This is a genomic window from Mycobacterium dioxanotrophicus, assembly GCF_002157835.1.
In the GTDB taxonomy this organism is placed as follows: Bacteria; Actinomycetota; Actinomycetes; order Mycobacteriales; family Mycobacteriaceae; genus Mycobacterium; species Mycobacterium dioxanotrophicus.
Window position 1 is genome coordinate 2,361,251 of sequence record NZ_CP020809.1, and the last position, 26,541, is coordinate 2,387,791.

Sequence of the window (26,541 nt, forward strand, 5' to 3'; positions counted from 1 at the left end):
GCCGCAAATCTTCGGTCCGGTCGGCCTCCGGATCGAGGCCGAGGTCTTCGAACTGCGGGTATGTCCGCATCATGCGGCGCCATCGCCGAATTGCTGTTCCTCCCAAGCGATTACGTCGGACAGCCTGTAGCGGCAATGCCGACCAAAGCGGGCGTAGCGCGGCCCTTTTCCCTGGCTCGCCCACTGCGCGAGCGTGGCGACGGGCAGCTTCTCCCGCTCGGCCAGCTCGGTCCGGGTGAGCCAGACAACGTTCTCCATAATCAACTCCCGTCGCCGTGGGACGCAAATAGGCGATAATTGTGGTTGATGCGCGTCCAATGGCGACGTTAACACCTGGTCGCCATCAGCCGCAAGCGACGGCATATGACGCGCGTCGTGCGTCTGACGTACGCTGACGGCATGGATGGACCGCAGAAGCCGAAGCAGAAGCCGAATTGGACAGAAGTTCCGCCACGCGATTGGGCCGAGGAGCAGGCGCACCGCGTGGCGCTTGAGGTCAGTCGCCTCCGCGGCAAGCGCACCGGCCAGTGGCTGGCAGACCGCACCAGGGAACTCGGCTACCCGCTTACGCGCGCCGTGATCTCCGACATCGAGGTAGGCCGGCGGCGCTACGTTACGACTGCCGAGCTGATCGTCCTAGCGAGGGCGCTGGACACGGCCCCGATCGCGCTCCTCTACCCCGCGCCGTACCGGGACACGATTCAGATCCTCCCCACGCCCGAGGGTGGGCAGCCCAGGGATTTTCAGAAAATAGTTGCAGTGCAATGGTTTTCAGGCGATCCCAAGCCGACCCTTGATCTTCCAGACAATTCGGCCCAGCCCGAGCTGACCCTTGACGCTCTCGGCCTGTCGATGGTTGACCAGATGAACTACGACTCGCACCTTCTCGCGTTGACGCGCGCCAGGAAAGCGAGTGATCTGGCTGCGCTGCAGGCCATCACCGGCAAGCCGCTCGGCTGGTACTCGGGTGATGACGGCGAAGTCTGCCCAGAACCATTCGCATGGATCTGCTATCACCACGACATGGGCGTCCACATCGATGCCATCTTCGCCGAAGAGATCGACGCACTCCGATTCGCAGTTGGCAGTGGCTACCTCAAGGTCGCGGCCATTGGCACCGGCGAAATCGACAACCTGCCATGACCGATCCATATGACCGCGACAAGATCATCGCCAAGGTCCGCGATGTCATCGAAATCGAGATCCGCAAACAGGGAGATGAACCTGGCGGCGGATACGTCGGCACCGGCTACAGCGGCGAGCATTCGCTGCTCATAGACGGCGGCATCGACCTGACGCCTGTGGCCACGGCCGCGTTCGATGCCCTGATCGAAGCCTGGGGACCGCCATGGTGACCCTCGCCGACATCGTTGCCGCACAAGTGCAATTCCTAGCCAATTCCCCGACGTGCCCTGACTGCTGGAGGCAACGAACCGAATGCTCGTGCGTCAACCCCAATCACATGGAAATCAGGAAGGGCTAGCAGCGTGATTCGACCAAACTATCTGAAGTGTCCGCAGTGCATCGAGAGCGGCCAGCGAAGCAAGGTGTATGACCAAGGCGGTAGCACCTGGGCGATGGGGTGGTCGCCCTACTACGACGAAGACGGCCAGTACCACGCACATAACCCCAACTCTGTTCAGGTGGCCTACAAGTGCACCAACGATCACACATTCCAGCGCGTCTACGAGAAACCCTGCCCAAATGAGAACTGCGAGTACGGGAAGGGTGAGCAGTGACCCAACCCGCCAACGAAGACGGCGAAACCCAGCCGAAACCCATGAACCCCAGGCGCCTACGCCAAACCCTCTACTGGCTCGCCCTCGACTGGATCCACCTCCACACCACACTCCCAACCCCAACCCACACCGGCGAACGAACCCGATCCGCCACCACCCGCGAATACGGACACCCAGCCGAATGGGCATCCGACCGCGCAGCAGAAATCGTCAACCTCCTCACCGGATGGCACGACTACCTCGCCGAACAACGCAACGAAACCCCACCGCCCACCGGATCAGAAGAACGCCGACTCGTCGCCGCCTGGAAATACCTCGAACCCCGAGTCGAACAACTCACCCAAATCGTCGAAGCCGAAGCACTCAAAGAACTCCCAGACCTCCACCACAAGATCCGCCGGGCACTAGGAGTCTCAACCCCCAAATACACCCTGCCAATCCCATGCCCCAACAGCGACTGCGAGCTCCGCACACTCGCCCGTATCCAAGGCATCGGCCAGGACTTCATCTCCTGCGACTCCTGCGGCTACACCTTCAAGGAAGCCCACTACCCACTACTCATCCGCATGACCCTCGATGCGTACCTCAACGGCGCAGCGTGACACACCCCATGACGATGCGCCCAACAGCGGGGAACTGTACTGGTACAGTGGAAGCCACTAGCACAACTGTGCCCACACCCGCGACCAGCATTGGCCGCGGGTTTTCTCGTATGGAGGACAGGTTGGCAGGAACAGCAGTGCTCACACCTGAAGGCATCGACAGCGAGATCACAGCCACCGAAGCCGCCGCCCTGTGCGGAGTCGCCCTCTGCACCATAACCAAATGGGCACGCGACGGCCGCATCACACCCGTCGGCATCAACAGGCAAGGCCGCAAGATCTACCGCCTACTCGATGTCGCCAAGGCCGAACGAGCCACACGCAACAAAGCCCGCCGATGACCACCTTCGCGAAACCCCAGCCACTGACCGCGCAGATCACCTACGCACTGATGCAGTTGCGCCAAGCACGCTTCGATGGTGACGCCACATGCATCACCATCGCGCAACGCCGACTCGACCGGCTGATCGACCGATTGCCCCGCTCCACAGCCCAGGAGTAACCCGTGAAACACGCTCTCGCTCACGCCATGCGCCGAACCGCGCGCGCGTTGATCCGGCAGTCCAACAAGCTCGAACCGCCGAACACTGACCTGTCCGACAGGGCGATGCAGTACGCCGGGCAACTCGCTGGCATGACATGGTCGCAGCGAATCGCAGAAGGACTCGCAGGCGGACAGCCGACAGCATGACCAATCAGCCAGTCGCGCAGCTCATCGCCGACAACCTGCCCGCACTCATCCACCCCGGAGACGGCAAAAGCGGACCTATCCCGCTCCCACTGCCCATGTTCCGCACCAGCGCCATCCCACCCGGCATGGCTCAAGAGTTCGCGCAAGAAGCCGGGATACCCCACTTCGACATCGCCCAGCTCACCGGTGAAGCCATCGTTGCGCTACTGGAAACCAACGGCTGGAAGATGATCCAACAGACGGAACTGGACCAGCTCCGCACCGACGCCTCCGAAATGCCCGACTGCACACGCATCATCACCCTGCACCGCGACAACATCACCACCCCACCAGTGCTATCCATCACCGTCGGCAAGGACGACAAGATCGTCATCCCCGACATCGCCCTCAACGCACTCAAGGAAGCCTGATGCCCAGCATGCGCATCGTCGTCGACGACGAAACCTGGATGGACGGCGACCTCGGCCAATGGGAACAGAAACAACCCCAACGCTTCGTCGAAGCCATGAAAAACCCACGCACCCAACCACCCGGACTCCGAGCACTCATGATCGCCATGACTGAAGGCATCACCCTCGGCAAATCCCTCTCCATCACCCTGCAACACACAGCCACAAGCTGGACCCTCACCGTCACCGAGCAGTAGCCACCATGCCGAGCGAGGGCAGCACCACCAAGCGCGGATACGGCTCCGCACACCAGGCGCTTCGCCGCCGCTACCAAGACCACGTCGCAACCGGACAAGCCACATGTTGGCGATGCGGCCGACCCATCAAACCCAACCAGCAATGGGACCTCGGCCACGACGACCACGACCGCACCAAATACCGCGGACCAGAACACGCACGCGCCAAGGACTGCCCCGCCGGCGGAAACCGCGCCACCAAGGGCCGCAACAAGCGCAGCGGACCGAACGCTATCTACCTCGTCACCGGCCCGCCCGCATCAGGCAAGTCCACCTGGGTCCGTGAACACGCGCGCCCTGGCGACATCACCATCGACTTCGACGCCATCGCCAACGTCCTCACACCACCAGATGGCAAGCCGCACAAGCACACACCAGCGGTGCAGGCCATCACCAAAGCGGCGCGGCAAGCAGCCATCGACACCGCGCTGCAAACCGCCGGCGACCACGACGTGTACATCATTCACTCCATGCCCAGCGCAGCCACCGTGCAGCGCTACCGGGACGCTGGAGCCCAGATCGTCACCATCGACCCGGGACAGGACGTGGTGATGGCCCGATGCAGAGCGGAACGGCCATGGCAAATCCAGCAGGCCGCCAAACTCTGGTACCGCCAGCAAACACCCGGCGCGACCCGGCAAACACCCGGCCACGCCCCGGCGCTCGGATGGTTCAACGGCCCGGCAGCGGGCAGTAGCAAAACCGCAGGTCAGGGGGGGTGGGTCGCCATCGAAGGCGAGCCGGCCACCTGACCCCACCCCTTCCAGTCAAATCTCTCCCCGAAGTTTTCCGCCAAATCTGGGCATCGCCAGACTGACCGCTCCAGCAAACTTCGTGGCAAACATGTAGCGAAGGGTGGTGAACGGTTGTGACTCGGACAAAATCGCTGCGTGCGGTAGGAGAGGGCGAGACCGCACCACCGAAGCCGCCGAAGGATGTTGCCGAGGCAGCGAAGAATGGGACTCCACGGGAGTTGCTGGTGGCGATGCGGGACCGGATCGCGGTTACAGTGGCTGACCCTACGTGTCCGGCTCGCGAGTTGGCGTCATTGACGAAGCGCTTGCAGGACATTGCGAATGCGATCGACGCAATGGATGCCCGCGAAGATTCGCAGCTGCGTGTTCGTGAGTTGGAAGTGGCATTGCGGGAAGTGGCTCCGGACCATCCGCTGATCAGTGACGCGGTAGATGACACCTACGACGCCTCCGTCGTCTAGCCCGAAACTGTCGGAGGCGGCCCGCGAGTTGGTCATCCCCGAGGGGATCGTCACGTCGGTGTTCCCGCGGGTCCAGAAGCGCCTGAACGATGTTGGCGTGTTCTTCGATCCGTGGCAGCAGGGGGCAGGCACGGTGGCGTTGGGCTGCCGGGAGGATGGGAAGTTCGCGGCGTCGATCGGCGGCGCGTGCGGCTCGATTCCGCGGCAGGTTGGCAAGACGTATTTCGTCAGCCGGCTTGAACTCGGATTGTGCCTGGAGTTTCCGGAATGGAAATGTGCGTGGACATCGCACCATAACCGGACGACGACGAACACGTTTCGGTCCGTTCAGGGGTTGGTGAGGCGCAAGCAGATTGCGCCGTTCCTGGCGCCGAATGGGATCCGGACCACCAACGGTGAGCAGGAGATCCGGTTCGCCAATGGGTCGATCATGATGTTCGGTGCGCGCGAGCAGGGCTTCGGCCGTGGCTTGGACGAACTCGACTCGGAAGTGTTCGACGAGGCCCAGATTCTGACGCTGAAGGCGTTGGAGGACATGGTGCCGGCGACGAACCAGGCGCGAAATCCGCACGGCGGCCTTCTGTTTTTTCTCGGCACGCCGCCTAGGCCGTCAGACCCTGGTGAGGCGTTCACGGCGAAGCGTGAGCAGGCATTGTCGGGGAAGTCGAAGAACATCTTCTGGTTTGAGTTTTCGGCGGATCCGGATTCGAAACCAGACGATGTATCGCAGTACCGGATCATGAACCCGTCGTTTCCGCATCGGACGCCGCTGGAGGCGATGGAGCGGATGCGGGAGAACATCCCGGACGATGAGTCGTGGAACCGTGAGGCGCGCGGCATCTGGCCGAAGTCGGGTATGGATGTCATCGACTACGCGCGGTGGATGTCTCTGCTGAATGCTTCAGTGGAGCCGCCGGACCGCGTGGTGATGGCGGTGGCTGTGGCGCAGGACCGTTCGTGGTCGTGCATTGCGGTGGCGGGTGAAGTGATGGTCGGCGACGAGGCGCGAACGCTGGTGATGTGCCAGTCAGTGCCCGGTATCGGTGGCGTGGCTACGAAGGTTGCCGAACTCAAGGGTGAGCGCAATGTCGCGGAGGTTGTGCTGGTGGGCGCCCAGGCGAACGCTCTGCAGCCGGACTTCGTGCAGGCCGGCATCGAGTTCGAAACTCTCAACGGAAGCGGAGAAGCTGCGTCTTGTGCGGCGTTTCAGGAAGCCGTGAAGAACGGTGGGCTCGTCCATCTCGGGCAGGTGCAACTGGACAAGGCCGTGAAGAACGCCCGCACCCGCATGTCGGGGGAGTCGGAACGTTGGGACCGCAAGGACGCAAAGGTCGACGACTCCCCACTCGTGGCGGTGTCAGGTGCGTTCTACCGGTGGGGTTTGCAGCCCGCGGCCGTTGAGGTGTGGGAGCCGTTGTGGACATGACAGGACAACAGGATTCGGAGTGACTCAGTTGACAGCACTGCAGGTAGTTTTCGCCGCCACCATCGCGGTGGTCGTCGTGGCTATCGGTCTGGTGGTGTCTGGCGTCGCCGTTCTCGCCGGATCCGGGTGGGCCCTGATCGCCGGTGGGGTCCTGTTGATCGTGGCATCTGTGAGTTGCGCCGCCGTGCTGGTGCGGGGTGACGACACGTGAACCTGCTGGACCGCCTGACCGGGCGAAAGTCGCCATCGCGGACATCTGTGATCTCGATCGACGAGTACGCGCAGATGCTGAACCAGTTCCAATTGGGCGGTTACGGATACACCGGGATCGGCCTGCAGCAGACGATTGCGGGCACGTCGACGGAACGCCCTGCGGATACGTTCGCCGGCATTGCATCGCAGGCGTACGCCGCCAATGGCGTGGTGTTCGCGTGCATGCTGGTGCGGCAGTTGGTGTTTTCGTCAGTCCGGTTTCAATGGCAACGCCTGCTGAATGGATCACCGTCGGACACGTTCGGTGATCAGACCCTGGCGCTCGTTGAGCGTCCATGGCCCGGCGGCACGACGCAAGACCTGTTGTCCCGCATGATCCAGGACGCCGACTTGGCGGGCAATTCGTACTGGGTACGGCAAGGCGATGAACTGGTGCGGCTACGCCCGGACTGGGTGCAGGTCATCGGGAAGCCTCGACACATGGGATCCGCTGATTCGGGTCGCGGTGGCGGGCAGGTCGGTTGGGTCAAGGTCGGATACCTCTACACCGAGGGTGGCTATCACCCGGGCAATTCGAACGAAGCCGTGGCATTCACCGTCGACGAGGTCGTGCATTTCGCGCCGATCCCCGATCCGCTGGCCGTGTTCACGGGAATGTCGTGGGTGACACCGATTCTGCGTGAGATCCAGGCCGATCAGGCGATGACGAAGCATCAGCGCAAGTTTTTCGAACATGGTGCGACGCCCAACATGATCATCAAGCACAACCCGATTGCGGATCGTGACGCGATCTTGAAGTGGGCGAAGGAACTCGATTCCACCCACGGCGGTGTCGACAATGCATGGAAGAACCTCAATCTCTACCCGGGTGCCGACGCCACGGTTGTGGGCGCGAATCTCAAGGACATTGACTTCGGTGACGTGCGCGCCGGCGGGGAGGTCCGGATCGCGGCAGCTGCAGGTGTGCCGCCGGTGATCGTCGGCTTGTCCAAAGGCTTGGATTCGTCCACTTACTCGAACTACTCACAGGCCCGGCGTCGGCTGGCTGACGGGACTGCCCACCCGCTCTGGGCGAACCTCGCAGGATCGATGGAGCGTGTGCTTCCGCCACCGGGAACTGGTGTGCGGTTGTGGTACGACGCCGCCGACGTTCCATTCCTGCGCGAGGACGAGAAGGATGCCGCCGACATCGCAGCCGTTACGGCGCAGACTGTGAATTCGTATATCACCGCGGGGTATGAGCCGGATTCCGTGATTGCGGCGGTCAATGCCAATGATCTGCGACTGCTGAAGCACAGTGGCTACTACTCAGTGCAATTGCAGGAGTTGGGATCCGGCGCACCGCAGTCGGGCGTTCAAGCACGCCACGTTCCGAGTTTTCGGCCGAACCCGTTGGCTATCGCGCCATCTGACACACAGAACAGGAGGGAGTCCAGTGATGACACAGAAGACTCCACCGCGTGACGACGTATGCCGGTCGGTGCCATTCACACTGACTCGCGACGGCGAAGCTGACGGCGACGGGCTCTCATTCGAGGGGTACGGCGCGGTGTTCAACTCGCCGACTCGGATCGACTCGTGGGAGGGCGTTTTCGACGAGCAGATCGCACCAGGCGCGTTCCGGAAGTCGCTGCGGGAACGCACCCCGAAGTTCCAGTTCGACCACGGACACCATCCACTGATCGGCAGCGTTCCGATCGGAACCATCACTGACATCCACGAGGACGACCGCGGTTTGTACGTCGCCGCGCGACTCGGGCAGCACATCGTGATCGATCTGATTCGTGAGGCCATCGCGTCCGGCGCGATCGATGGAATGAGCTTCCGGTTCTCCGTAGTGCGCGACGAGTGGCAAGACAACGCCGGCAAGGCCATCAAGGACGACAGTGAACTCAACCGGTTGCTGTATGGCGAAGAGCCGGAGCGTCTTCCGCTGCTGCGGACCCTCAAAGAGGTCAAGATCGCAGAGGTTGGGCCCGTGGTGTGGCCGGCATACTCGGACACCACCGCAAGTGTCCGATCCACCGACGAAGAGCCGGTTGTGCTGTACCGGTCTCGTTTGAAAGAGCCCGAGCAGCGCAGGCTGCTCGCAGAGATGTTGCTGCGTGCTGACGCAGTAGACACCCCTGAAGAAGGGGATTCGTCCAACGACGAGCCGCAAGACACCGCCCCCGTGGTGGCCGTTGAGCACTCCGGTCAGGACGACGACACGCCGCGATCCACCGAACAGGCCGGAGAGCACGAGTCGGAACCCGTAACCGAAGCCCCGCCGACCGATGAGGTCGATGAAGCCCGCGCCGCCGCGCTGGAGCAGGTGTTCGCCGATGCCCTCAACGAGGTCAAGAACACGCGGGACGCGACGCCACCACTGAAAGGAATCTGACGATGGCTGTCGAACTAACCCATAAGCAGGCACTCAACCGCGAAAAGGACATCCAGGACGAACTGGAGCGGTTGAAGGCCAAGAAGGACAAGACGCCCGAGGATCACGCTGCGGTGCCGACGCTGCTCGACGAGTTCCGGCAGGTGCACGCGCACCGCCTGGACCTGGAGCATGACATGGCGCTGTCGGAGATCCGTTCGGCTACGAAGGTCGAAACTGCAGACACTGCCGATACCGGCGCTCAGGTGGTGGACGCCAAGCGCAGCGGCCCCGAGTTCATCGCCGGCAAGTACCGCAACCCCTGGGATCTGTCCGAGGTGCGCTACGCGGGCAACCGTGAAGCCGAGTTGCGGGGCCGCGCGCTGAGTGCTGTCGAGCAGATGCCGTTCGCCACCGACAAGGTCCGCGAAGCCGCGACGAAGTTCGTCGAGCGCGACGGCCGCGATGGCAAGGCCACCGAACTGGTGCTCAACACCACCTCCCCGCTGTACTCCGAGGCGTTCACCAAGGTGATCCGGTCGAACGGACAGATGGCTGCCCTGAACGCCGAGGAGCAGCGTGAGATCACCCGCGCGATGTCGCTCACCGACACCGCCGGTGGATTCCTGGTGCCGTTCCAGCTCGATCCGACGGTCATCCTGACCGCCAACGGCTCGGTCAACCAAATCCGCCAGATCTCCCGGGTGGTCACGGCCACTGGCGATGTGTGGAACGGCATCTCGTCGGCTGGAGTGACCGGTTCGTGGGACGGGGAAGCCGTCGAGGTTTCCGACGATGCACCCACACTGGGGCAGCCGAGCGTCCCGGTGTACAAGTTCCAGGTGTACGTCCCGGTGTCTCATGAGATCGCCATGGATGCACCGGGCCTGGCCAACGACATCGCCCAGTTCATCGCGTTCGAGAAGGACGCGAAGGAAGGCATTGCGTTCGCCACTGGCTCCGGTTCGGGCCAGCCGACCGGCATTGTGACTGCCCTGGTCGCCTCGTCGCCGACTGTTGTGGTGAACTCGGCAACCACCGACACGTTCGCCTTGGCTGACGTGTACGCGCTGGATTCTGCTCTGCCGGCCCGCTACGCGGCGAACGCTTCATGGCTCGCCCACCGCGGCACCTACAACGCCATGCGGCGCTTCGACACCAACGGTGGCGCAGCACTCTGGGGATTCCTGGCAGATGGGCGCAAGCCGGAACTGCTGGGCCGCCCCGACTATGTGTCGGAAGCCATGGATGGTGTGGTCAACGCCTCTCAGGAGAACTACCTGCTGGCGTTCGGCGACTTCCAGAACTACGTCATCGCCGACCGCCTCGGCGTCACGATGTCGTACATCCCGCACACCTTCGGCGCGAATGGCCGCCCGACCGGCCAGGCGGGGTGGCATGCGTGGATGCGCGTCGGCGCCGACTCTGTCAACGACGCCGCGTTCCGGCTGCTGAACGTCACCTAGTCGAAAACCACTGCTGTGCCGCACAACTGGAGTTGTGCGGCACAGCAGTGGACGGGAGGAAGTCATGAGTTACCGCTGTGTAGACCCCTTCGCCACCGCCTCCGGGGACGTGTATCCCGGCGGTTGCCTTGTGGCGGACAGTGATCCGATCCTGCAGACCCACCTCACGCATTTCGCGCGGGTGGACGAGCCGGTCGCCTCACGTACTGAAACTGCAACGGCCGCACCGGGCGAACACCGTGCGGCGAAGAAGGCGCCGGCTAAGAAGGCTGCACCGAAGCATGAGGTGAAGCAAGAAGCGGAGCCGGAGAACAACGAGCCGAAAGGCGACGACTGATGCGTAACGTGTACTCAAACACGCTGGCAGTAAAGGCCCTCAACTCGGGGACCGTGCAGACCGGGACTGTCAATGGTGCAGTCGTGGATACCGGGGCGTTCAGCAACAACTTCCGCGACATTCTGTTCGTGGTCACCTCTGGAACCCTTACTGATGGCACCTACGTCATCACCGCGGAGGAGTCTGACCAGTCGGGCAGTGGCTTCGCCGCAGTGGATTCCTGGCGCGTGCTGGGCCCGCTGCCGTCGTTCGCCGCGACGGATGACGACACGGTGAAGTCATTCGGGGTCCGCCCCAACAAGCGGTATGTCCGACTCGTCGTCACCGCTACCGGTGCCACGACTGGCGGTGTCTTGGTCGCCACCGCAGTTCTGGGCGCCGGCGGAAACAACCCGGTCGCGCGTTCGTAAGGCATCGTGGCCGAACTGACCGCCGCCAACCTGTCGGCGTACACCAAGAGTCGCCTGCCGGCCGACGCCACGACACAGGATCTCCTGGACGCGGCGTTGTCGGCGGCACGCCGGTGGTGCGGCTGGCACGTGTCACCGGTGCGCACCGACGACGAACTTGTTGTGGATGGGCCCGGTGGCCGGGTGCTGTCCCTGCCGACACTCAACCTCATCGCGCTGAGCGCGCTGACGGAATGTGGTGTCGCACTGGATGTCACCCAACTCGACGTGTCGCGCCGCAAGGGCACTGTCGAGAAGCACCCGTACGGAAACTGGACGCATCGGGACGGTGCTATCACGGCGACGATGACTCACGGTTTCACCGAGGCCGAGGCGGCGGACTGGCGGCGCGCGGTGCTGCGCCTCGCGGATCTGATGGACCGCGACGACACCCAGCGGGGCGGCGGCGACATGATCATGAAGCGGATCGACGACGTCCAATACCAATGGGCGCAGGGCATCATCTCCACCGATTCCCGGCTGGAGGCGTTGTTCTCGACGTTCAGGATCCTGCCCGCGCCATGAGTGAGAGCTTCGGTGGGCAGACTGTGGCGTTCGTGGCGGTGACGCAGACTGGTTCACCCGGGTGGGGCGGTCTCAAACCCACGGTTCGCACGGCCACGCCCCTGGGCGGCTGCCATTTTCGGCCCGCGTCGTCGTCAGAGACCCCTGACACGCAGATCGATGTGACGACCGAGGTGTGGAAGCTGACCGCCCCACCCGAGGCTGCAGCGTTGGCGGTGAAAGCGAACGGTGAACTGGTCTACGACGGTTCGGATCATCCCGAACTGCTGGACCTGGAATCAGATGCCGGCAAGGCTGCCACCTTCCAGATCGACGGACCGATCATGCCGAAGTACGACGGCGCCGAGGTGCATCACGTCACGATCTTCTGCAAGCGGCAGGCCGGCTGATGGGCAACCCGTTCGACAAGTTCGGCATCTCGGATGCTGAGCTGGCCAAGCACATTCGGGAATCCGCCGAGGTTGACAATGGGATCAACGAGTTCATGGTCAACGAGGCCATCCCGTACGCGAAGAGCATCTCGCCGGTCGAGACGGGGAAGTATGCGGCGTCGTGGGCGGTGATGAAGAAAGCCAAGAACGGCAAGGGTGTGTTCGGCCCGAAGGCTTGGTATTCCCATTTCGTCGAGTTCGGCACCGGTGCGGATAAGAAGCAGTCGAAGGGCAAGAAGGGGAAGCGGTCTAAGAAGGGGAGACGGCCGGTTGAGGTGGCCGATGGCGAGATCCGCGAGTTGGGCCCGAACACCCCGACGAAAGCCCTCGGTATCGCCCAGAAGGTTGCCTCGCACTTCGGGGGTCAACTCAAGGGTGGCGTTGTCGACCTGGACGGTGACGAGTGACCGATCCGCTGCTGTACGAACAGGATTCGCCCGACGAGGAAGACTTCGCCGTCTGTTGGATGCAGGCGGTGATGCGCACCGCGGTGGAGCGTGACCTCAATGATGTGTTGCCGTTCTGCGAAGTCACCGGTGTCGATGGTGCTGATGACTCGGAGGCGGGGACTGCTGATCCGGTGGTGCAGCTCGACTTCTATGCGCACGGCACTACTGCGGCGAAATCTGCTGCGAAGCAGGGACACCGGCGGATGAACCTGCTGTTCCGGACGGGTGCGACCGTCATCCTGTCCGACGGCACCCCCGCCAGTCTGGATTTTGGCGAGTGCCTGATCCGCCCGTTCCGGATGCCCTATGAGCACGACTTGATCGTGCGGTACACGGCCCGCTATCTGCTGGGCCTCTCATACGTCACCGTCTCCTGACGGTGCACGGCCACTAGGCCGACTCAGCCCAAATCCCATTTGCCGGATTGCCTTCCGGTATATCCCTTCCCGAAAGGAGCGTCAGATGACGCGACCCGCAACCGGCACCGATCCTTCGTCCGGTGGCTACCTCGATACCGACAACCGCTTCCAGGGCGGTCACCGCACCGGCCTGATTGGTGTCGCGTTCCGCGATGCCCGCGGCGCGGCGACTGACATCTCTCCACACAACCCGGACGGCTCGGTGAAGTTCAACCCGCTGGCGCTGGACAACAAGCTGCGTAAGGATCTGTTCGCGCAGAAGCGCGTCGCCGGTGTCTGGCAGATCAACACCGACCCGAACGAGGGCTGGTACCTGGCCGGCGCGTTCGGGGATGGCAACGGGACGTCAACAAAGCCGTCTATCGACACCGACGATCAGATGATCGAGCAGTCGAACTGGCCGTTCGAATCGGACATCACCAAGCAGGATGAACCGTTCACGTTCCAGGCACTGCAGAACCTGCAGCCCGCGATCATGCGGCTGCGCAACAACCTTCCCCTGGCTGATGCCAACGGAAACTCTCTGGTGGAGCTGCCCGGCGGCGCCGATGCGGGATGGTCGCAGCCGCTGGAGTCCGGGAAGATCCCCCGGCAGTTCCTGCTGTACGGCATCCGCAAGCGCGGCGCCAAGTACGTCTACGAGGTGGAGGGCTACGACTTCGCCACCCTGTCCAATGTTGGTGAACGGAAGATGGGCAAGAAGGGCACCGCGGCCGAGCTGACGTACAAGCCGGAACCGTCGGGCTACTTCATGGCCATGGTCGACGGGAAGTACATCCCGGTCATCCGGCACACCTGGGTCGGTGGTGACGCGTGGGCTGATCTCGGGTCTCCGGTGACTCAGTACAACGTCGGAGTGGGCGCTGCTTCGGCCGGCACATTCACCCTGTCCTACGGCGGCCTGACCACGGCGACCATCGCCTACAACGCGACCAGCTCGGCAGTGAAGTCCGCACTGGTCGCACTGGACGACGGTTACGTGGCCGCCGACTGGACTGTCACCGGTACCGCGCCGACGTTCACGGTCACTGTGCCCGACGCGAACAAGACGCTTACGGGCGACGGCTCCGGCCTGACTGGCGGCGCACTGACCATCACCCCAGTCCCGTAATAGACCTCACCGGCGGGCGTTGGGCTGACGCCCGCCGGTGAGCCCCCACCATTTCAGCCCAGCCTCAGCCCATCAGCCCGAAAGGAAACCTCTCGTGTCCGACGACGACAAGCATCCGATCAAACCCGAAGCCGCTGCCGCGCAAGCCACCGACTACCTCGGCTTCATGGGCAGCGCAGTCTACGACCTCGGCGAAGGGGAAACGTGGACCCTGCCCAACCCGAACATGATGCCGCCGGCCATGAAGAACCGGTATCTGGAGCATCTGCGGTTCATGGCTGAGGATCTCGACACCGATGAGCGTAAGGACCCGATCACGGGCGAGATGCGTCCGGTGCAGAAGTTCCCGATCCGCCACGGCGGCAAGCTCATCAACGATGAGGAACTGCTGGCCATCGCGCTGATGGGTACCGACGCTGAGGAGGACCGCGCCGCGTACTTGAAGGACGGCACCCTGCCTGCCGTCTACGCGAAGTTCTTGAAGGCTGGTGGTGTTCCCGGGCAGTTGAACACGGCGTGGCAGATGATGGAGCGTCAGCTCCGGGAGCGTATGAAGCAAGACTCGAAAAGTTCTTGAGGCAGTGGCACTGTGGTGCCGCTACCCCGATGAGATCGAAGCGGACCTCCGATTCCGCGGGATCCGTATCGCCGAATGGCATCAAGGCACACGCGACGAGCGTGGCTGCCTGACACTGTCGAGTCGACTGTTACTCAGCCTGATTCGCCGCCTCGATGAGAAGTCTGAGTTCAAGACGAACGCTGCTCCGCCGTTCGGCCGCGACGGCGACTGGCCGATCTTGGAGAAGATGATCGCCGCGCACCACAACGAGATGGCGGCCTACCGGGCCAGCAAGTACGCGGGCACTGAGCACGAATACGAGTACACCGTGTTCATCTCCCCACTGGAGGCCCGGGAGCGTGAAGAAGAAGCTGCCGCGGCCGAGGAATTCCACGAAGAAGAGTTCGGCAAGCTGCTGACCATGTTCGACGACTGAAAGGTGGTGTGACCGTTGGGCATCCCGATTCCCGTTGAACCGCAGCTCGATGAGCGCACCGCCACCGCCGCGGCGAACAAGGCTGAGAAGACGTTCGCCGATGCGGGCAAGAAGGCCGGCCAGTCATTCACCAACGCGTTCGCCGACGGCACCCGGGACGTCGACCAGTCGGTCAAGAAGATCGGCGACAAAGCCTCTGACGCCTACGACAAGGCGCGCGACGCCGCGGGCCGGTTGCGCACCGAAGAGGAGAAGCTACAGAAGCTGCGCAACGAGGCCGCATCGAATGATCGGATCGTCGCGCAGGTCGAGCGGGTGGAGAAAGCCCGGCGTGCGGAAGTCCGTGCTGTCCGCGATGCGACGGACGCCTACAAAGAGTACGAGGACGCCGCGAAGAACGCCGGCTCAGGGTTCCTCGGCGGGCTCCACAACGCGGTGTCAGGCGTTGGACAGACCGGGCAGGAAGCAGCGAACGGGTTCGTTGAGGGCTTCGCCGGCTCGTCGATGCTGCTGCGGTTGGGCGCCGCAGCCGGGCCGATCGGACTGGCCCTTGCTGGTGTGGCAACTCTGGGGGTTGTGGCGGGTAAGGAACTCGCTCAAGGCATCTCCGAGGGTATGGCTCGCATTCAGTTGCAGGATCAGTTCCAGGCGGCGATGGGGCTCAACGATGCGTCGATGGCCCGGTATGCGTCTGCGGCTGGCCACGCGTTCGCGAACAACTTCGGTGAATCGTTGGCCGACAACCTCGCCGCCGCCCGGGCGGCGTTACAGGCGGGGTTGATCTCTCCGGATTCGTCGGACGCAATGGTCCAGGACGTGGTGCAGCGGCTGCAGGGCGCGTCGCAAACCAGCCTCGGTGAGGCGTCGCCGCAGGAGTTGGCGCGCTCGGCGACCACATTGATTCGGACCGGGTTCGCTCATGACACGGCCAGCGCGATGGACATCATCACGTCCGGGTTCCAGCGGGGCCTGAACGTGTCGCAGGACTGGCTGGACACCCTCAATGAGTACTCCACCCAGTTCCGCAAGCTTGGGCTGGATGCGAGCGAGTTCATGACCCTGCTCAACCAGGGGCTCGAGGGTGGCGCTCGGGATACGGACAAGGTGGCGGATTCGCTGAAGGAGTTCAGCATTCGCGCTGTTGACGGGTCGAAGTCCACCAAGGAGGGTTTCGAGGCGCTCGGGTTCAATGCGCAGGAGATGGGGAAGCGGATCGCCGCCGGTGGGGATTCGGCGAAGGTGGCTTTCTCCGCTGTCCTGGACAAGCTGCGTGAGACCGATGATGAGCAGCAGAAGGCGTTGATCTGGCAGCGGTTGTTCGGCACCCAGTGGGAGGACATGGGTGACGCGATCAATCGACTGAGCTTGGATCCGGCGAAGCGCGAGTTCACTGATCTGCAGGGCACTTCGGATCGTGCGAATAAGACGGCGACGGACAACTTCAAGTCGCAGTGGGAGGGTGCGACCAAGGCTGTTGGGCAGTACTTTTCGGACCTGAAGACGGATATCGCTGATTGGTTTACGAGCCTGCCGGTGATCAAGGATCTGCCGGGGCAGATCAAGGATGCGTTCACGGATCGCCCGGGTAAGCCGGCTGGTTTCTGGGGGCCGGGGATTTCCGCGCCGCCTGATGGGGTGCTCCCTCAGATTCAGTTCCCCGCTGGGTTGTCGCCGCGGCAGCTGGATGACCTGAAGAGCAGGCCGCACACGTTCGTGCCGGGCGCTCCGGTGGCGGGCACGCCGACGCCGATCCCTTTGGATCCTGATGCGGCGAAGGCGAAGCCGTCGTTCGATCCGTCGCAGTACTCGCTCGATGCGATCCCGTTGGGCGCATTCCCTGGCATTGTTGGGTCGGCTGGCGCACTGGGTGCTCCGGGTGTTGGGCAGGTGCAGAACGGCCAGATCATGTGGGGCACCGGCAATGACCCGTATGCGAAGCCGGGATATGGCTACTACCAGGTGGATCCGCAGCGGGTTTTTGACGCGGATTCGTCGGTGATGTCGGCGCGCAACAGTGTGGAGCAGGCCCGCATCCGGGTGTTGGAGTTGGAGGCGGACAACACCACGACCGCGCAGGAATTGGCGGCTGCCAAGCAGGCGGTGGTCATGGCCGAGCGCGGTGCCATCTCGGCGCAGCAGAAGCTGGCTGAGGCGCAGCAGGGTACCTGGAAGAAGCTGGAGAACTCGGCCAAGCAGGCGTCGAAGGGCATGGAGGACATCGGTGCCGCGCTCGACAACGATCTGGGTATTTCGAAGGGCTTGCCGGGGCTCGCGGAGAACCTGACGAAGTTCATCGCGAACCTCGCTGCCGCACCACTGTTGGGGCAGTTGGAGGCGATCAAGCAGGCCAACCCATCTCAGGGTGGCTACGGGCTGATGGGCATCCTGGGCGCCCGGGGCGTGTTCGGTGACCGGTTCACCGGTGTCGACTACAGCAAGCAGCCGGGCTACGGATACGCACCAGCAGGGACTGCCCCAGCGGGGACGCCAGCGCTGCCAGGAGCTGGTCCGGTGGGCGCAGCCAAACCTGGTGAATCTGCGCGGGAGTTCGCGCATCGGGTGATGATGCCGTTCTGGCAGAACCAGGGCCTCACGGTCGGAGACCACGCCGCAGACAAGTACGGGGAGCACCAGAACGGCGCCCTCGACATCATGGTGCCGAGCATCGCCGAAGGGCAGAAGGTTCTCCAGCAGGTGCTGTCCGACCCCAACGTCTACGGCGCGATCTTCAACAACCAGACGTACGGCTACGGCCACGGCCTGACCCCCCAGGACTACAGCGCAGGGCATACCGGCAATCCGACGCAGGACCACCAAGATCATGTTCACGCTTGGTACAAGCCCGGAGGTAGCGACAACATCAATCCGACGGGTGCGCCCGTGCCGGGAGCATCTGCTGCCGCTGCGCCCGCTGTCGCTGCGCCAGCGGCTGGTGGTGCGACCCCGGTATTCGTCACGAACTGGCCCGGATCGCAGGGTTCCGCACCTGGCATCGCTTCGTCGAGCGGCGCTCCATCGAGCGCGGCTCCGTCGACTGGACTTAGCACGGAGCAGTGGAACAACATCGCCGAAGCTGAATCTGGCGGCGAATGGGCGATCAACTCGGGCAACGGCTTTTCTGGTGGGCTGCAGTTCGATCCGAACACTTGGAAAGCGTTCGGTGGCACTCAGTACGCCCCGGAGGCGTGGCAGGCGACCCCTGAGCAGCAGATGGCGGTAGGCAACAACGTGCTGGCCGGGCAGGGCCCGAGCGCGTGGCCGGCGACGTCGACGGCGCACCCGGAGTGGTTCCAGCCGACGGCGGGCGCGTACGGCACTGGTGCGCCGCTGCCCACTCGGTGGGGTGGTGGCGGCGGTCCGGGTATGGGGATGCCGAATGCCGCACCGTTTGCCCTCAACAGTCCGATCGGTGGTGTCGCCTTCCCGTCGCAGCCCGGCGGTGGATTCCAAGGCGTTTCGGGCGCTCCGATGGACGCGGCCATGATGGCCGCCGGGGGACTGGATCTGCTCGCCCCAGGTGCCGGTCAGGCCGCCCAAATGGGCATGAAACTCGCGAACCGCGCCATCGGCTACGCCGGTCAGCTCGCCGGTATCGGCGTGTCCGGACTGATGGAGACCTTCCTGCCATCCGGTTCACCGCTGGGGAATATCGGCAACTCGTGGTTCGGCAAGCTCGCGTCCGTTTTCGCAGGCGCCCGGCCCGCGCTGCCGAACGTGGCCGGGCAGCAGGCCCCGCCGAATCCGAACGCCCAGCAGCAGGGGCAGCAGCAAGGTGGAAAGGGTGACACCAACATCGAGCTGAACTACACCAACCAGGGCGCCACCGAGGACCGTGCCGGAGCTGACCTGACACGCCACCTGGAGGCTACGAACGCCCCGGCTGGGGTGCGGTGATGACGATCAGCTACCCGTCGGGGCCACTCACCCCGCACGCCGCCTACTACCACCTCAAGGGCCGCTATCCACTGGTCACACTGTGGTCACCCGACGAGACGATCAAGATCTCCATGCTTGGCGGGCAGGCGATGCCCGACCGGTTCCTCGCCCCCGAGTGCGTGCAGATCAAGCGTGATGGCCTCAAGGGTCTGATCGCGCCTTGGGACATGGTCGACCAGAAGGGCGCCACCGAGGACGGTGTGACGTTCGTCGACGCCATCCAAGGCCCCACCGAGGTGGAGATCAAAGTGGTCTGCCGCGGCCGGGACCCGCAGCATCTGCGCAAGGTGGTGCGGGACCTGATCGCGTCGATCGACAAGAAACGCACCAGTGAGCTGTCGTTCATCGACCACGGCACAGGTACCCGGTGGTGGTCGGATGTGCGGTGGTTCAAGGGCCCACCCGAGGTGTACAAGATCGGCGAATCAGTCACGCAGGAACTGACATTGGTGCTGCGCGCCGACTCGGGATTCTGGCGGACCTTCGCGCACACTGACTCGTTCCGCTTCACCTACGACGCGGTCAGCGACTCGTTCACCGTGGATTATCGCGGCACGCAGAATCTCGGGACAGTGCCGCAGCGCTACACCGGTAGCGGTGGTGGCTACTGCACCTCCGATGGCTCCCAGATGATTTGGGTGGATGATCCGGCGCACCCGACGAGCACGCAGTCCCGCGAGGTCGTCAACGGGCCCTGGCCGGGATTCTCAACCACCACGAACAACCAGGTCATCAGCCAGAAGCATGGTGGGTTCGGTGAGTTCTCGGTGCCGGAGTCGGCGCGGAACACCCTGTGGGGGCGGATGAACCGCAAGCCCGACGGGTCATGGGGCGGTGACGGTGTGCGCCTGTACTACGGGCTCGGCTGGATTCGCCTGTCGTACTACATCAACTACGTCGAGGTCGGAGTGCTGCGTGAGCAGCCGCTGATCATCCCTCCGCTGCGGGGTGAGGAGTTCAGCCTGGTCTGCGGCTATGAGGGCAACGAGCGCATGTTCAAGGCGCTGCGCAACGGTGCCGAGATCATGTCGGTCAAGGAATCCGGTTCCGGCTCGTTGGTGGATGCGAACCATCGCGGTGTCGGCAACGGCATGTTCGCTGGGGCCGCGATGCTCACCCAGGCCACCCCATCGCCGATCACCAAGCTGTCCGCCGGAGACAACTCGACGGTGTCGCAGACCGGATATGTGAAGCGGCTCAACATCGGTGATCAACCAATGGCTGACAAGTACACGGTTTTCGGGCCGGGGACATTCAAGTTCGCGTTGGGGCCTGGAAGGTCGGAGATGATCGAGTTCGGTCCGCTGCTGCCGAATCAGGTGGTGTGGATCGACACGAGTCGGCAGAACCCGAAGATCAAGGATCTGACGTCGGTGCCGCCGACGACGCAGGAACTCAACTCGTGGCAGAAGGCGCTTGACGATTTCCTGTCCTGGTCGCTGGGGAACAACACACCGTTGCTGAAGCAGCAGATTGAGAGCGCGTTCGGGATCGTGCCGCCGCAGGGAAACCTGTACTCGCTGCTGAAGGGGCGGTGGGCGAAGGAATCGTCGATTCCGCCGAAGCCCTCGGGTAAACCGGCTGAGCCGTATTACGTGAAGGTCGCGATCGACAACGGCAACGCCGACTCGAAGATCCTCGTGTCGGGAACCGCGCAGCGGAGATACCCACTCTGATGGTGTGGGTATCGGGCGGTGACGCGTGACAGCGGCCACCGCGGACCTCGCGCGCCTGAACGACCGGCTGCTGCACGGCGACGTCGCAGCGCAGGCCGAGGCCGCCGAGACGCTCGCCCGCATGCAGGACGAACTGGACATCGACTGGACGTTCACGCTGTGCGACGAACTGTGGCGCGACATTGACCAGTTCGGCGCCGACCTTATGGAGGCGTCCGGCACCGATCCGCGCAACGACAAGGGCGCGGCCACCATCAAGACCAAGGGCAGCTCCGACCTCGTCGGGCCGATGAAGCAGTGCCGCAAAACGTTGCGCGGTGTCCTCGTTGAGACCGGCAGTGTTCGGTTGCCGTACTACATCGACACCCACGACTGGGCCTATGAGAAGGCAGCGTGGACCAGCACCGCGAATTGCGTTGGCATCTGGGACATCCTGAACTACCTGACGATCTGGCCGTCATGGTTCCTGCCGATCCAGCTGCAGCCGTTCTCCCACGCTGTGTTCGTGGGCCCGCTGGTGACGGTGATCGAAAACATGATCTCCGAGTGCGCGTTCCGTATCCAATCGGGCATCAACGAGTTCTTGAACAACGCGCTGTCACTGAATCCAGATGTGCGGGCGTGGTTCGGGACGATCCTGCAGGCGATCGAGCGTGACGGGCTGAATCCTCAGGCGTTGCTGGAGATGCTCAAGACGCCGATGTATGTGGTGCGCACCAATCCACTCGGTGATGGATCTCCGTTGGTGGCCAAGACGGTTCGGATGGAGTCGTGCGGCACCACGATCAAGGATCTGACGAAGGCGTACGGCGTCGACGTGAGCGTCACGCTGTGGCGTGAGGGTGATCCGCAGCCCGACAAGTGGGCCAACCTGACCAAGCCCACCTATGTCGTGAAGGTCACCGACCGGTCCCAGATCGAAGGTCCGACGCACACGATCCTGGATTCCATTTTCCGCACCACCGTCGACCTGGGTGGTTCGCTCGGCGGCATCTTCGAGCCGATCATTCAGCAGGTCCAGTCGATGCCGGGTGTGTACGTGTCGCCGGTGTTGGGGGTGAACTGGACGCCGCCGTACGCGATCGTTGTGGCACCCGAGCATGGTGGGGATTCGCCCCTGGTGTCGTGCAGGATCACGGACCACACACCGAAGGCGTGGCAAATAGCCATCGGCGGTCACTCGCCGAAGTTTATTAACGATTTCATCAACGCAACCCTGTCCTGGCTAATCGACAGCCTGATGATCGTCATCGGTTTCACGGGGGTGCCGTCCAACATTCTGGACGGCTTCATGTCGGATTCCCTGTTCGCGTTCCAGCTGATCCAGCACTACACGCGGCGGTCCGAGATGGGCCCGATGCACCCGAACATTGAGGTGTTCATCCCGACCCAGTCACCGCCGTACAACATCGAAGCTGTCTTCTCATTCCTCACGGCGCTGTTTGATACCCGGGGGTACACGTCGGCGCAGGCGGTGCTGAAGAACGCCCCGTTCGGCCCGTATGCGTTGGGACGCGACATTTTCCGCGGCGGCCTCATGTCACTCATCTACCCAGTGCCGGGGGGTGGTTGGGAGATGTACACCGACTACGTCGAGGACACGCCGTGGCGGTACTCGCCGAAGGAACGCGAGCTGATGGTGCAGATCGGCGACGGCCGCGCAGAGGAAGCGCCGATCGCCAGACATCAGCGATTCATATCTGGGTTGTTCGAAAGCTTCAACGTCCTAACCCTCGCCCCGAGAACGTAGGAGAGCACTGTGCCTGATGAGCCATATCCGACCAAAGTCGTTGACGGGGAAGAATACTGGGAGATTCCCTGCCTGGTGCCGAAAGAGTCAGACCCGGAGCGGGGCGCCTACATCTTCTTCGCCAAACCCCTGGACGGGGTGACGGGTATCGCGGGTCTGATAAAGGGCGATGCGGGAAAGCACACCATCGTCGACACCGACATTGATCGCACGGTGCTCGAATGGAACGATCCGACACCGGATTTCGCGCAGTTCGTGGAAACCGTCCCCGGTAGCGACACGACGTCTCAGGTGGTCAAGCTGCAGATGTCGCAACGCAAGGGACCTCCCGGAGATGATGGGGACACGGTTCTCACCCCAACCGATTACGGGACTCCGAACGCGAAGGACATTCTGCAGGTCAACGACGCTAAGACTGCGTTCGAGTTGGTGCAGCAGAGGGTCGTTCGGTCACACTGGCCCGGCAGTCTGAGTAACGCGCCATCTGGTACGACGGCGACATTCCAGCTCGGCGTGGTCAGCATCTCGGCGGGCGTCTACAAGAATCCGTTCCGCCTGCACATCAATGCCGGCGCGACGGTAATCGGGTCGAGCGCTGACCTGAAGGTGGACATCGTCGCACGGCTGGGCGCCGCTGATGGCCCGATCATCGGCTACGGGGCTGGCGTTGCGGGGATTCAGACGCAGCGCACCGTGGTGGTTTCTGGGCCGCCGGCGGGCACCTCGGTGTCGAACGCCGACTACTTCGTGGCGGGTGGCGCTGCGGCCACCGTCTACCTGATGGCGGAGAAGAAGTCTGGTGCCGCGACGTATGCCACGACGGAGCCGTGGTTCTCGGTTGACGTGGAGTACGTGTGACCGATCCACTTCCGGATTGGATGCGGCAGACTCCGAATCTGGAGTCCCTGCACAATCTCCCGGATGTTCCGTGGGGTGGCTACAGCAAGCAGGGTGTGCCGCTGCCGTCGCTCCCGGACCTAACGAGGTTGGTTCTCCAGCTACTGGAGAAGTTCCTCGGCGATGTAGTCCTCGCGCTCGTCGGAGTCCTTGTCCCTGGGTCTCCGGCGTTCGACCAGCTCAAGGACTTCGCCGAGAGCATCCCCGTTATCGGCGACATCATCCAGATCGTCGAGACCGTCCTCAAAACCGCCCCCATTGCCGCGGTGAACATCGTGGGCAGCATCATCCACCTGTTGACTCGCGTGCCGGCTGGTGCGATCACGAACGAGACGCCGAATCTGCAGGCCGCGCCGTGGGCGTCGTTCGCCGAGGGGTCTATCGCCGACAACCCGGATTGGACTGTCGACCTCGCGAAATCGCGCACGGCTGACGGGACCGGAGCCGCGCGGGTGGTGGCCGATGGGCGCACGAAGGTGTTGCGTTCCGGCGAGCCCCGCGGCGACGTGTCGGCGCAGGATGACTACATCGCGGTCGGCGCCGGCCAGTCGATCACGGAGTCGGTTTTTGTTGCGCACGAGGGCTATTCGGGTACTGGCGCGGCAATCCTGTTGCAGGTAGTGCCGTTCACCGCGGCGGGTGCTGGTACGCCGGTGCAGCTCGACGCGTACACCCCGGCCGCTGCCGATCTGGCGTGGCCGGGGCGCATGTTGTCGGGCGTGTGGGCGGTCCCCGACGGTGTGATCGGTTATCAGAAGCGTTATGTCCTGACCTCGGACGCCACAGCGGGCACGTTCTTTCTCGATGATGCGTCGGGGCGACAGACGGGCAAGATTCCGCAGTCTGCGGTAGACAATCTGCCGGAAGCGTTGCAGGACATGTTGGGTCGCTGGCAACTGCTGATCGGCGTGATCGTGGGGGCGTTCGGCGGCGTGGGCGACACGCTGGAGGACCTGGCCGAGACGCTGGTGAACATCCCAGCGCACGTGATCAAGGGCGTGCTGGGCGCGGCGGGGCTGGACGATGACCTTCAGGCGGTCGTGAACATCCTGGCTAAGGCGTTGGGGCACAAGGGGTCTGGCAACGCATCGCTGGGCGAGCTGCTGAATCTTGCGGGCATGGTGAAGAACGCGGCCAGCATGGGCCAGGATGCGTTGGGCATCCTCGGCGTCCGCAACGCTGAGCCGGTGTCGTCGGGCATGATGGCCACGGGCGACTCGAACTATCCATGGGCGAACGCGAACACGTGGGTGCCGGTCGCGCCGGGTGTTGCCAAGGGTGTGACGCATCGGATCGGCAAAGACAGGCCCATGGGTGTGGTGTCCTGGTACGGCTACGGCAACGTCGGCATCACCGGCGCCTACGTGATTGCGCTGGGTATCGACGCCACGACCGGCCTGCGCACGGTCAAGCATGTGTCGCCGAACATCGCCGGACTGCTGCCTCCGGGATCGACCGTGGCCGACCGCGGCTGGGTGTTCTACGAGATCGAGACCGCCGACGCCGTAACCCAGAAGCGGGGCGAGGACTGGGAATACTCGGTGATGTTCGTCGGCGGGACGCACCACATCTGGGGCTTGTCGTACGCCGATGCGATCGTGGATCACCCGTATGCGCAGGTGAAGTCGTTCGGCTTTGAGCATTCGTGGTCGTCGCCGCCCGCGCTCGGATCCACAGTCACGAAGGCGGCAGCCACGTCGTCGCCGGATGTGCTGTGGATTGAAACGGCGATCGAGACGGGCAACACAGCATCCCAGCACGAGCCGATGTGGCTGTACCTCGGCACTGAGCCGACGGAGATTGCCGTCCCGAACTGGTGTGCGCGTGTCATCGCGGTGGCCCGTGGCGACGGCGGTGGCGGGCATCTCGGCGGCAGTGTCGGGTTCGCGGGTCAGGGTGGCGAGCCGGGCCTGGCCGCGGTCGCGGTGTGGGACCGCGGGGTCGACTTCCCTGGGGAGGGAACGACGCTCATTGCGCTCAACCCTGGCCCGGGTGGTGCTGCAGGCGCGTCCCCGCTCGCGCAGAACGGGGGCGATGGCGTGGGCACCACAATGTCCATTCCGGGCCGCAGCGTCACCGCAGAGGGCGGTAAGGGCGGCAAGGGTGTGCGCTTCGTCCTGACTAGCGGCAAGCCGGTGGGCCGCGGCACGGGCTCGGAGCCGTTCGCCTATGAGGGATATGAGTTCCCAGGCGGCGGCGACCAGAACGCCTACAGCGGTGACGGTATCGCGCCCGGTGGTGGCGCGAACGGTGGCAACTGGTCGACGGTCACCGCCGGCGGTCGCGGCGCCAAGGGGGGTGGCTGGGTGGTGTTCCTGCCGGGTGATCCAGTGGGCGGCTCTACGCCGCCACCAGTGACGAATGTGCCCCCACCGCCGCCGATCATCTCGCTTGCTGAGGCGACATTCTCAAGCATCACCATCAATCTGGCGCAGGGCTCGACGCTGGCCGGCGTGCCGCGGGTTCGCTCGGTGGGCAGCCCGAAGCGCACGCAGATCCTCACGGCCACGGGTGTTCCGCGCACACGTTCGGTGGGCGTGCCGTCGATCGGTGCGCCGCCTCCGATGCCGACGTACGTCGACAAGGGCGTAGGCGGTACCGGTACGGGCGTCCCGTCGGCGTTCAATTTCACGGCCCCGGCCGGTGCGGACCTGTTTATCGTGGTCTCGACGGATCGCACGTCGAACATCAACGGCGCGAAGCTCGATGGCGTCACCAACAGCGCTCCGGTCGCCGGTTCGGCGCACAACAACGTCACCACCTACGGGTCGACGAAGGTGTACCGGTTCGCAGGCGCGGGCACGGGCACTGGCTCACCGCAGTCGGTGCAGGCGGTCGGCTCAGGCATCGCGTGGTGGGTGGTGCAGGTCGTGGCGGTCTCTGGCGTGAGCAGCGTTGGTGAGCCGACGATCGCGTTCGGCAACGGCGACACCGTGACTCAGGAGCTTCCGGCCGGGTTCGGCCTGCAGATCATCGGCTCCGGCGGCGGCGGTAGTGGTGGTGGCACCTTGTCCGCGATCACGGGCGTCACGAACCGGTCGCTCTTGTCCACGTCGGGCACGTCGCAGGCGATCAGCACCAAGACGACAGCGGCGACGATGACTGCCGCGCTGTCGACGCCGACCGCGTGGGCCGCAATCCACATCCCACTCAGCAGCTAGGAGCA

Annotated in this window: 29 protein-coding genes and 1 pseudogene; 29 read left to right on the top strand and 1 reads right to left on the bottom strand. The window is 63.8% G+C overall.

Translation table 11 applies throughout. The features are described from left to right. Positions 1-69: 69 nt before the first annotated feature. Complete coding sequence (locus tag BTO20_RS11445; RefSeq protein WP_087075934.1) at positions 70-258, bottom strand: helix-turn-helix transcriptional regulator; 189 nt, start codon at positions 256-258, stop codon at positions 70-72. A 141-nt stretch (positions 259-399) separates the two neighbouring features. Here BTO20_RS11445 and BTO20_RS11450 point away from each other — a divergent pair, with 141 nt between their 5' ends. From BTO20_RS11450 to BTO20_RS11590, 29 genes and pseudogenes are all read left to right on the top strand, one after another. Next, positions 400-1,143 carry a hypothetical protein gene (locus BTO20_RS11450; protein WP_157680196.1) on the top strand — a complete coding sequence of 248 codons (744 nt, stop codon included), beginning with the start codon at positions 400-402 and terminating at the stop codon, positions 1,141-1,143. Then, a complete protein-coding gene (locus BTO20_RS11455; RefSeq protein WP_087075938.1) occupies positions 1,140-1,355 on the top strand; it encodes a hypothetical protein in 216 nt (71 codons plus the stop codon). The genes BTO20_RS11450 and BTO20_RS11455 overlap by 4 nt, the downstream gene beginning before the upstream one ends. Continuing rightward, entirely contained in the window at positions 1,349-1,483 is a 135-nt protein-coding gene (locus BTO20_RS41520) for a DUF7419 family protein (RefSeq protein WP_456299085.1), read from the top strand. Before BTO20_RS11455 ends, BTO20_RS41520 begins: the two co-directional genes overlap by 7 nt. A gap of 252 nt (positions 1,484-1,735) precedes the next feature. Then, a complete protein-coding gene (locus tag BTO20_RS11460) occupies positions 1,736-2,341 on the top strand; it encodes a hypothetical protein (RefSeq protein ID WP_232491109.1) in 606 nt (201 codons plus the stop codon). A gap of 137 nt (positions 2,342-2,478) precedes the next feature. Beyond that, positions 2,479-2,682: a hypothetical protein gene (locus BTO20_RS11465; protein ID WP_232491110.1), complete on the top strand. Its 204-nt coding sequence runs from the start codon at positions 2,479-2,481 to the stop codon at positions 2,680-2,682. Then, the gene (locus BTO20_RS39880; RefSeq protein WP_198344343.1) at positions 2,679-2,843 is read left to right on the top strand and encodes a hypothetical protein; all 165 of its coding nucleotides are present in this window, start codon (positions 2,679-2,681) and stop codon (positions 2,841-2,843) included. Before BTO20_RS11465 ends, BTO20_RS39880 begins: the two co-directional genes overlap by 4 nt. Before the next feature lie 185 nt (positions 2,844-3,028). Further along, the gene (locus tag BTO20_RS11475; protein ID WP_087075942.1) at positions 3,029-3,442 is read left to right on the top strand and encodes a hypothetical protein; all 414 of its coding nucleotides are present in this window, start codon (positions 3,029-3,031) and stop codon (positions 3,440-3,442) included. Continuing rightward, positions 3,442-3,678, top strand: a complete 237-nt coding sequence (locus BTO20_RS11480; protein WP_087075944.1) for a hypothetical protein — start codon at positions 3,442-3,444, stop codon at positions 3,676-3,678. Before BTO20_RS11475 ends, BTO20_RS11480 begins: the two co-directional genes overlap by 1 nt. Positions 3,679-3,950: 272 nt before the next feature. Then, positions 3,951-4,340 (top strand): annotated as a pseudogene (locus BTO20_RS41225) (AAA family ATPase); the annotation flags it as partial. A gap of 467 nt (positions 4,341-4,807) precedes the next feature. Further along, the gene (locus BTO20_RS41095) at positions 4,808-4,933 is read left to right on the top strand and encodes a hypothetical protein (RefSeq protein ID WP_269770343.1); all 126 of its coding nucleotides are present in this window, start codon (positions 4,808-4,810) and stop codon (positions 4,931-4,933) included. Between the two features lie 469 nt (positions 4,934-5,402). Continuing rightward, positions 5,403-6,359 (top strand): hypothetical protein, encoded by a 957-nt coding sequence (locus BTO20_RS11500; protein ID WP_232491112.1) that lies wholly within the window; start codon positions 5,403-5,405, stop codon positions 6,357-6,359. 19 nt (positions 6,360-6,378) lie between these two features. Then, on the top strand, positions 6,379-6,570 hold the full coding sequence (locus BTO20_RS11505) for a hypothetical protein (RefSeq protein ID WP_198344344.1): 192 nt from the start codon (positions 6,379-6,381) through the stop codon (positions 6,568-6,570). Beyond that, the gene (locus BTO20_RS11510; protein ID WP_087075950.1) at positions 6,567-8,036 is read left to right on the top strand and encodes a phage portal protein; all 1,470 of its coding nucleotides are present in this window, start codon (positions 6,567-6,569) and stop codon (positions 8,034-8,036) included. Before BTO20_RS11505 ends, BTO20_RS11510 begins: the two co-directional genes overlap by 4 nt. Beyond that, on the top strand, positions 8,011-8,955 hold the full coding sequence (locus BTO20_RS11515; RefSeq protein ID WP_087075952.1) for an HK97 family phage prohead protease: 945 nt from the start codon (positions 8,011-8,013) through the stop codon (positions 8,953-8,955). The genes BTO20_RS11510 and BTO20_RS11515 overlap by 26 nt, the downstream gene beginning before the upstream one ends. Before the next feature lie 2 nt (positions 8,956-8,957). Further along, positions 8,958-10,400 carry a phage major capsid protein gene (locus tag BTO20_RS11520; RefSeq protein WP_087075954.1) on the top strand — a complete coding sequence of 481 codons (1,443 nt, stop codon included), beginning with the start codon at positions 8,958-8,960 and terminating at the stop codon, positions 10,398-10,400. Between the two features lie 64 nt (positions 10,401-10,464). Beyond that, entirely contained in the window at positions 10,465-10,737 is a 273-nt protein-coding gene (locus BTO20_RS11525) for a hypothetical protein (protein WP_087075956.1), read from the top strand. Beyond that, positions 10,737-11,147, top strand: coding sequence for a hypothetical protein (locus BTO20_RS11530; RefSeq protein WP_087075958.1), 411 nt, complete (start codon positions 10,737-10,739; stop codon positions 11,145-11,147). Before BTO20_RS11525 ends, BTO20_RS11530 begins: the two co-directional genes overlap by 1 nt. 6 nt (positions 11,148-11,153) lie before the next feature. After that, the gene (locus BTO20_RS11535; protein WP_087075960.1) at positions 11,154-11,711 is read left to right on the top strand and encodes a hypothetical protein; all 558 of its coding nucleotides are present in this window, start codon (positions 11,154-11,156) and stop codon (positions 11,709-11,711) included. Further along, positions 11,708-12,100, top strand: coding sequence for a hypothetical protein (locus BTO20_RS11540; RefSeq protein WP_087075962.1), 393 nt, complete (start codon positions 11,708-11,710; stop codon positions 12,098-12,100). The genes BTO20_RS11535 and BTO20_RS11540 overlap by 4 nt, the downstream gene beginning before the upstream one ends. Beyond that, positions 12,100-12,549, top strand: coding sequence for an HK97 gp10 family phage protein (locus BTO20_RS11545; protein WP_087075964.1), 450 nt, complete (start codon positions 12,100-12,102; stop codon positions 12,547-12,549). Before BTO20_RS11540 ends, BTO20_RS11545 begins: the two co-directional genes overlap by 1 nt. Further along, on the top strand, positions 12,546-12,968 hold the full coding sequence (locus tag BTO20_RS11550; RefSeq protein WP_198344345.1) for a hypothetical protein: 423 nt from the start codon (positions 12,546-12,548) through the stop codon (positions 12,966-12,968). The genes BTO20_RS11545 and BTO20_RS11550 overlap by 4 nt, the downstream gene beginning before the upstream one ends. Positions 12,969-13,053: 85 nt before the next feature. Continuing rightward, entirely contained in the window at positions 13,054-14,121 is a 1,068-nt protein-coding gene (locus BTO20_RS11555) for a hypothetical protein (RefSeq protein ID WP_198344346.1), read from the top strand. Between the two features lie 94 nt (positions 14,122-14,215). Further along, on the top strand, positions 14,216-14,698 hold the full coding sequence (locus BTO20_RS11560) for a hypothetical protein (protein ID WP_087075966.1): 483 nt from the start codon (positions 14,216-14,218) through the stop codon (positions 14,696-14,698). 4 nt (positions 14,699-14,702) lie between these two features. Further along, a complete protein-coding gene (locus BTO20_RS11565; RefSeq protein WP_232491113.1) occupies positions 14,703-15,116 on the top strand; it encodes a hypothetical protein in 414 nt (137 codons plus the stop codon). 15 nt (positions 15,117-15,131) lie between these two features. Next, positions 15,132-19,010: a transglycosylase family protein gene (locus BTO20_RS41100; protein ID WP_087075968.1), complete on the top strand. Its 3,879-nt coding sequence runs from the start codon at positions 15,132-15,134 to the stop codon at positions 19,008-19,010. After that, positions 19,010-20,728, top strand: coding sequence for a DUF7257 domain-containing protein (locus tag BTO20_RS11575; protein ID WP_087075970.1), 1,719 nt, complete (start codon positions 19,010-19,012; stop codon positions 20,726-20,728). Before BTO20_RS41100 ends, BTO20_RS11575 begins: the two co-directional genes overlap by 1 nt. A 25-nt stretch (positions 20,729-20,753) precedes the next feature. Then, a complete protein-coding gene (locus BTO20_RS11580) occupies positions 20,754-22,478 on the top strand; it encodes a hypothetical protein (protein WP_087075972.1) in 1,725 nt (574 codons plus the stop codon). Positions 22,479-22,616: 138 nt separating this feature from the next. After that, positions 22,617-23,336: a hypothetical protein gene (locus BTO20_RS11585; protein WP_198344347.1), complete on the top strand. Its 720-nt coding sequence runs from the start codon at positions 22,617-22,619 to the stop codon at positions 23,334-23,336. Further along, entirely contained in the window at positions 23,333-26,536 is a 3,204-nt protein-coding gene (locus BTO20_RS11590; protein ID WP_087075976.1) for a hypothetical protein, read from the top strand. The genes BTO20_RS11585 and BTO20_RS11590 overlap by 4 nt, the downstream gene beginning before the upstream one ends. The last annotated feature ends 5 nt before the right edge of the window (positions 26,537-26,541 follow it).

Coding starts and splice junctions, on each gene's coding strand:
- BTO20_RS41095 (WP_269770343.1), top strand. CDS start 4,808: ATGGATGCCCGCGAAGATTCGCAGCTGCGTGTTCGTGAGTTGGAAGTG.
- BTO20_RS11450 (WP_157680196.1), top strand. CDS start 400: ATGGATGGACCGCAGAAGCCGAAGCAGAAGCCGAATTGGACAGAAGTT.
- BTO20_RS11545 (WP_087075964.1), top strand. CDS start 12,100: ATGGGCAACCCGTTCGACAAGTTCGGCATCTCGGATGCTGAGCTGGCC.
- BTO20_RS11520 (WP_087075954.1), top strand. CDS start 8,958: ATGGCTGTCGAACTAACCCATAAGCAGGCACTCAACCGCGAAAAGGAC.
- BTO20_RS11575 (WP_087075970.1), top strand. CDS start 19,010: ATGACGATCAGCTACCCGTCGGGGCCACTCACCCCGCACGCCGCCTAC.
- BTO20_RS11455 (WP_087075938.1), top strand. CDS start 1,140: ATGACCGATCCATATGACCGCGACAAGATCATCGCCAAGGTCCGCGAT.
- BTO20_RS11540 (WP_087075962.1), top strand. CDS start 11,708: ATGAGTGAGAGCTTCGGTGGGCAGACTGTGGCGTTCGTGGCGGTGACG.
- BTO20_RS41520 (WP_456299085.1), top strand. CDS start 1,349: ATGGTGACCCTCGCCGACATCGTTGCCGCACAAGTGCAATTCCTAGCC.
- BTO20_RS11475 (WP_087075942.1), top strand. CDS start 3,029: ATGACCAATCAGCCAGTCGCGCAGCTCATCGCCGACAACCTGCCCGCA.
- BTO20_RS39880 (WP_198344343.1), top strand. CDS start 2,679: ATGACCACCTTCGCGAAACCCCAGCCACTGACCGCGCAGATCACCTAC.
- BTO20_RS11525 (WP_087075956.1), top strand. CDS start 10,465: ATGAGTTACCGCTGTGTAGACCCCTTCGCCACCGCCTCCGGGGACGTG.
- BTO20_RS11555 (WP_198344346.1), top strand. CDS start 13,054: ATGACGCGACCCGCAACCGGCACCGATCCTTCGTCCGGTGGCTACCTC.
- BTO20_RS11515 (WP_087075952.1), top strand. CDS start 8,011: ATGACACAGAAGACTCCACCGCGTGACGACGTATGCCGGTCGGTGCCA.
- BTO20_RS11480 (WP_087075944.1), top strand. CDS start 3,442: ATGCCCAGCATGCGCATCGTCGTCGACGACGAAACCTGGATGGACGGC.
- BTO20_RS11530 (WP_087075958.1), top strand. CDS start 10,737: ATGCGTAACGTGTACTCAAACACGCTGGCAGTAAAGGCCCTCAACTCG.
- BTO20_RS11445 (WP_087075934.1), bottom strand. CDS start 258: ATGGAGAACGTTGTCTGGCTCACCCGGACCGAGCTGGCCGAGCGGGAG.